The organism is Zarconia navalis LEGE 11467 (assembly GCF_015207075.1).
Classification (GTDB): domain Bacteria; phylum Cyanobacteriota; class Cyanobacteriia; order Cyanobacteriales; family Geitlerinemataceae; genus Zarconia; species Zarconia navalis.
In genome coordinates this window covers 1-5,664 of record NZ_JADEXN010000368.1, presented here as the reverse complement: position 1 = coordinate 5,664, position 5,664 = coordinate 1, and the positions used below count along the sequence as shown (strand labels likewise).

2 protein-coding genes are annotated in these 5,664 nt (G+C 52.9%); both read left to right on the top strand.

Annotated features, from left to right (window positions below):
* The first annotated feature begins 188 nt into the window (after positions 1-188).
* Positions 189-2,744, top strand: a complete 2,556-nt coding sequence (locus tag IQ235_RS17190) for a beta strand repeat-containing protein (protein WP_264322653.1) — start codon at positions 189-191, stop codon at positions 2,742-2,744.
* Positions 2,745-2,908: 164 nt separating this feature from the next.
* Positions 2,909-5,664: two-partner secretion domain-containing protein (locus IQ235_RS17185; RefSeq protein WP_264322652.1), on the top strand; the 2,756-nt coding region annotated here is incomplete at its 3' end.

Below are 5,664 nucleotides of genomic sequence, written 5' to 3'. Positions count from 1 at the left end.
CTCCCCAGTCCTCTGTACGCTGAGGGCGAATTAAGGGAAAATTAAAAGATAGAGGTCAGACCAGACGGGTATGGGAGCGATCGCCGCTTCCCCTTGACTCCGGTGCGAGAACATCATCAGCCATTTTTGACGAGCCACAACCCTCCAAGTCCCGAACCGCCTCAACTCAATGCAACTCAGGAGTATTTATGAGCAAAACCAAGAGTCATTTTTGGCCGAAATTTTTTGTCGCCCTCGCATCGGGACTTATCGCCACACCCACAAGCGCGCAGATTACCCCAGATGCCACGTTACCCAACAATTCTGTTGTTCTTCCCAACGGCAACATCATCACCATTGAAGGAGGAACAGAAGCCCGAACCAACCTCTTCCACAGTTTCGAGGAGTTTTCTATCCCCACGGGAAGCGAAGCCTTTTTCAACAATGCCCTCACCATTAACAACATCATCACCCGCGTTACTGGAGATAGCCTTTCCGACATCGACGGCCTAATTCGGGCCAACGGGACGGCAAACCTGTTTTTAATCAATCCTAACGGCATCCAATTTGGCCCCAATGCGAGCTTAAATATCGGCGGTTCCTTCCTCGGCAGCACCGCCGAGAGTTTGCTGTTTGAAGATGGCAGTACTTTTAGCGCCACCCAACCCAACGCATCATCCCTACTGACCGTTAGCATTCCGGTGGGCTTGCAGTTTGGGGAAAACCCCGGCAGCATTCGAGCCACCGGAACCGGGCAAGCCATTATCATCAATATCGATCCGTTGTTCGCGTTACCTCTGAGTCGGTTGCTAGCACCCGCCAACTTAGAAACGGCTCCTGGAAGCACGTTAGCCCTAGTAGGAGGAAACGTCACTTTAGACGGTAGCGCCCTGCGAGCCAATGAAGGTCGGATCGAATTGGGGGGAGCAAGCGATGGCGTGGTGGGTTTGCAGTCTGACTCGCTCGGCTGGAAGTTCGACTATACAGAAGCCTCTGCCAGCCGCGATATCAGACTGGAGTCAGAATCGGCGATCGATGCGAGTGGTGTGACCGGTGGCGGCATTCAACTTGTCGGTCGTCAAATTCACATCAGAGATGGTTCGGTCGTTCTCGTGCAATTGTCGGGCATTGCCCCTGATGCCGAGCTGATTCTCACGGCAACAGAACTCATAGATGTCGATGGCTACGAGCCGAGATCGCTTCTAGCAAGTCGGATCGGACTTGAGACGATGGGTATCGGAGAAGTGGGAGATTTGACGGTAACAGCTCCTAATATTGCGGTCCGAGGTGGAGGAGAACTGACCATTTTTCATCTCGGTTCGGCGATCGGGAGTAATCTGAACTTAAATAGTACCGACTCGATCTCGATTAGCGGTCGCGACTCGATCGATCTTTCTCGAGCGAGTCGCTTGGGCGTTGCGACGATCGGTGCCGGACAAGTTGGAAACTCTAATATTACTACTCGACGTTTGCGGGTAGACGAAGGTGCTTTAATTGGTTCGTTTGCCGGATCGCCCTTTGTTACGGGTTCGGGGGGCGATGTCATCGTGAATGCGACTGACTCTGTTGATATCGTCGGTCCCCCGCTGGTCGATCGCTCGGAGGGCCTAGATTCGAGCAGTATCAACTCGTCAACCTTCGGTCGCAGTGATGCCGGTCGAGTAATTATTAATACAGCCCGGTTAAATATCAGCAATGGCGGTCGTCTTTCGACCTCAACTGTTAGCAGCGGTAACGCCGGAGAAATCCTGGTGAATGCTTCGGAATCGGTATCGGTGTCCGCAAGGGACGGTCGAACGACTGCCATCACGTCAGCCACTGAAATGAGTCCGATTCTAGATATTCAAAGGGCCCTCGGATTACCCCTAATCCTATCGGGCAATGCCGGTCAAATCACCATCAATACCCCAAATCTGCGCGTTATCGGTTCTGGCGGTCAGATATCTGTTGCCAATGACGGTGTTGGGATTGCTGGCAATTTAGAGATCGATGCGGGTTCAATTGTTTTAGATGATGGGGGTACGCTCTCGGCATCGACGCTTTCGGGGGAAGGGGGAGACCTTGACTTCCGAGCTTCGGAGTCATTGGTTCTGCGCCGTGGCGGTCAAATTTCAGCCACTGCCGGGGGTATTGGAAATGGCGGCAGTTTGAGTATCGACACGCCGCTGTTAGTTGCAATTCCCAACGAAAATAGCGATATTGTTGCCAATGCTTTTGAAGGGACTGGAGGTAATATCGAGATTAACACCCAAGGCATATTTGGACTGGAAAATCGCCCCCAACTCACTCCCGATAGCGATATTACTGCCAGTTCTCAATTCGGTGTCGATGGCATTGTTGCCATTAATAACCCCATTGTCGATCCGGCTTCGGGCTTGGTGGCCTTGAATGCAGACCCCCTCAATCCCAATACTCAAATTCAAGATAGCTGTGCGGTGGCCTTGGAAAATCGCTTTGCCATCACCGGCAATGGAGGACTCCCCGAAGACCCGACTCAATACCTGCAATCGCGCACGGTGTGGCGGGATACCCGTTTGGGCGAAATCCAAAGCGACCTTATATCCAACTCTACGCAAACAGAATCCGAGGCATCTTCTATCCCCTCAATGCCGTTAGTCGAAGCCACGGGATGGAGAACCAACAGTCGCGGACAAGTCGAGTTAGTCGCCGCATCCCCCAATCCAACCCATTCTTCCTGGCAGCCACACCCAGACTGCGATCGAGTTCCACAAGACTCTGCGAGGATCGAGTCCTCTAGACAATAAGGCGCGATTTGGAAGAAAATTGACAGATCGAGTTTCTTGTTAGGTGTGAGGCTCGATCGCCCCAGACCCTTGACTTTGGTGCGAGAACATCGCGTACTTAGGCGCGCCAACTGCCACCTTCTCAATCCCAAACTCCGTTAACTCAACTCAACTCAGGAGCATTCATGAACCCAGCCAACTCTAGTTCTTGGCTCGTATCTGCTGCCGTCTTTACTTTGGCTCTGGCCACACCGGCCAACGCACAGATTACCCCAGATGCCACCTTACCCAACAATTCAGTGGTTCTCCCCGATGGCAACGTCCTCACCATTGAAGGAGGAACCGAGGCCGGAACCAACCTCTTCCACAGTTTCCAAGACTTTTCCATCCCTACCCGAAACGAAGCCTTTTTCAACAACGCCCTCACTATCGATAACATCATCACCCGCGTCACTGGAGGCAATCTCTCCGATATCGATGGCTTAATTCGCGCCAACGGAACGGCGAACCTGTTTCTGATTAATCCCAACGGCATCCAATTCGGCCCGAATGCCAGTTTAAATATCGGGGGTTCGTTTCTCGGGAGTACTGCCGAGAGTTTGCTCTTTGAAGATGGCAGTTTCTTCAGTGCCACCGAACCCAACGCATCTCCCCTGCTGAGCATCAACGTCCCCGTCGGCTTGCAGATGGGAGCAGATCCCGGAGCCATTCAAGTCAACGGTTCGGGTCACAATCTCACCTTGGATGAAGTTCCAGTCGATGTTGGAGTTCCCACGTCCGCACCGTTTCTGGTTCCCAATCGTACGGCTCGTCCCGCTGGCTTGCAGGTATCCCAAGGTCGTACCCTCGCCTTGGTGGGTGGAGAGATTGCCCTAAGTGGCGGCAATTTGACCGCACCCGGCGGACGGGTGGAATTGGGCAGCGTGGCTCAAGCGGGATTGGTTTCCCTAAGCGATATAACCGGCGGTTTTACCTTGGACTATAGCGACATCAATACCTTTGGTGACATCAGCTTTACCCAAGCGGCATCGATCGATACGAGTGGGGCCCGTAGCGGCGATTTGCAAATACACGGTCAAAACATCACCTTCGCCGACACCTCCACCCTCCTGACTCAGACCCTAGGCGATCGAAATGGCGGTCGTTCCCGCCTGCGCGCCTCAGAATCGATCTGGTTTCAAGGAACGGCAACGGCAGATCTGCCTACGGTCTGGTTTAACCAGGTCGAAGCAGGTGCTACGGGAAATGGAGGAACCCTTGCCATTGAAGCCCGCGATTTGCGCATTGACACCAATGCCTTTATTTCTTCGGCTACCCTGAGTAGCGCTAATAGTGGCGATATCTCGATCGCCACGAGCGCTTTTGAGATTACGAAGCCTTTTGATTTAATCATTCTCAAGAACACCGGACTCTTTTCCACCGTTTTTCCCGACGCAACAGGTAATAGCGGCAATCTAAACATTCAGACCGATCGATTGCTGGTAAATAACTTTGCGATCGTTGAAACGAGCAGTGTGGGGACGGGGAATGCCGGAGATTTGACGCTCCAAACTCAAAATACGATTGTTTCTAATATTGCCGTACTCAACACCAGTGCTTATGGTGCGGGTGATGCGGGTCAATTGAACATCCAAACCGATCGCTTAGAGATCTCAAACGGGGGACAAATTGCCAGCAGCATATTCGGTGCGGGGGATGCGGGTCAATTGAACGTCCAGGCATCTGAGATCGAGATTGTGGGGTTTACAGAGCTTGACCTTGTGGAGGGTTTTGTCTTTAGCGGTTTATTCTCAGGCAATCAGCGGGGTTCGACTGGCAATGGGAATGTGATGACCATCGACACTGACAGTCTGCGAGTCGTGGATGGCGGTCAGATTTCCTTGTCAGTGGTCGGTTCTGGAGATGGGGCCGACCTGACGATTCGCGCTCGGGATATCGAAGTTAGCGGAGCATTCGTGGACTTTGGTGGCGTTCAAAGTGGAATTGCAACGGTGGTCAACCCCGAAACAAGCGGTCGTCCGGGGAATTTGCTTATCGACACCACTCGCTTGCGAGTCACCAACGGTGGGTTGATTACATCTGAGACTCTAGGCAATGCCGATGCGGGCAACATTGAGATCTCGGCAGAGTCGATCGAAGTGAGCGGTAGTTCTGTCTTGCGATCGGCAACGGCAGACTTTGGCACGGTACCCAGCCGCATTGCCGCATCTTCATCAACTGAGTTTGCCGCCGGTTCGGTGTCGCTCGATACCGATATTTTACAGATTACCGACAATGGTGAAATCACGGTGAGCAATACCGCCAATGGCAATGCTGGGAATCTTGAGATTAGTGCAGACGAGATCTTTCTCGACAATGCGGGCAACCTACAAGCGGGAGTCAGTGGAGGAACCCAAGGAAATATTACCCTCAATACGGCTGACTTGCGCCTGCGTCGGGGTAGTAGCATCACCACCAATGCCACCGGAGATGCCACGGGGGGAAATATCAATCTCGAGACCGACACTCTGGTAGCCTTAGAAAACAGCGACATCAGTGCCAATGCCGAGCAGAGCTTTGGGGGACAGGTGAATATTGCCGCCGATGCTATCTTCGGCACTCAGTTCCGGGAAGCACCCACTCCCGAAAGCGATATTACCGCGACCTCGGCATTAGGAGCAGAATTTAGCGGTCTGGTGCAAATCCAAACCCCGGTTGTCGATCCGGCTTCGGGCTTAGTTGTGCTAGATGCCGAACCTCTCAATCCCAACACCCAAATTCAAAATAGTTGCGACATTGCCACCCGCAGTCGATTTGCCATCACCGGAAACGGGGGACTACCACCCGACCCGACCCAATCCCTACAAACTCAGACGGTGTGGCGGGATACTCGTTTGGGCGAAATCCAAAGCGACCTTACCCCCAATCCAACTCAAACCGAACCCGAGACATCCTTTATATC

What these genes read in the sequence shown, in the direction of transcription:
- IQ235_RS17190 (WP_264322653.1), top strand. Translation starts at nt 189, where the DNA reads ATGAGCAAAACCAAGAGTCATTTTTGGCCGAAATTTTTTGTCGCCCTC.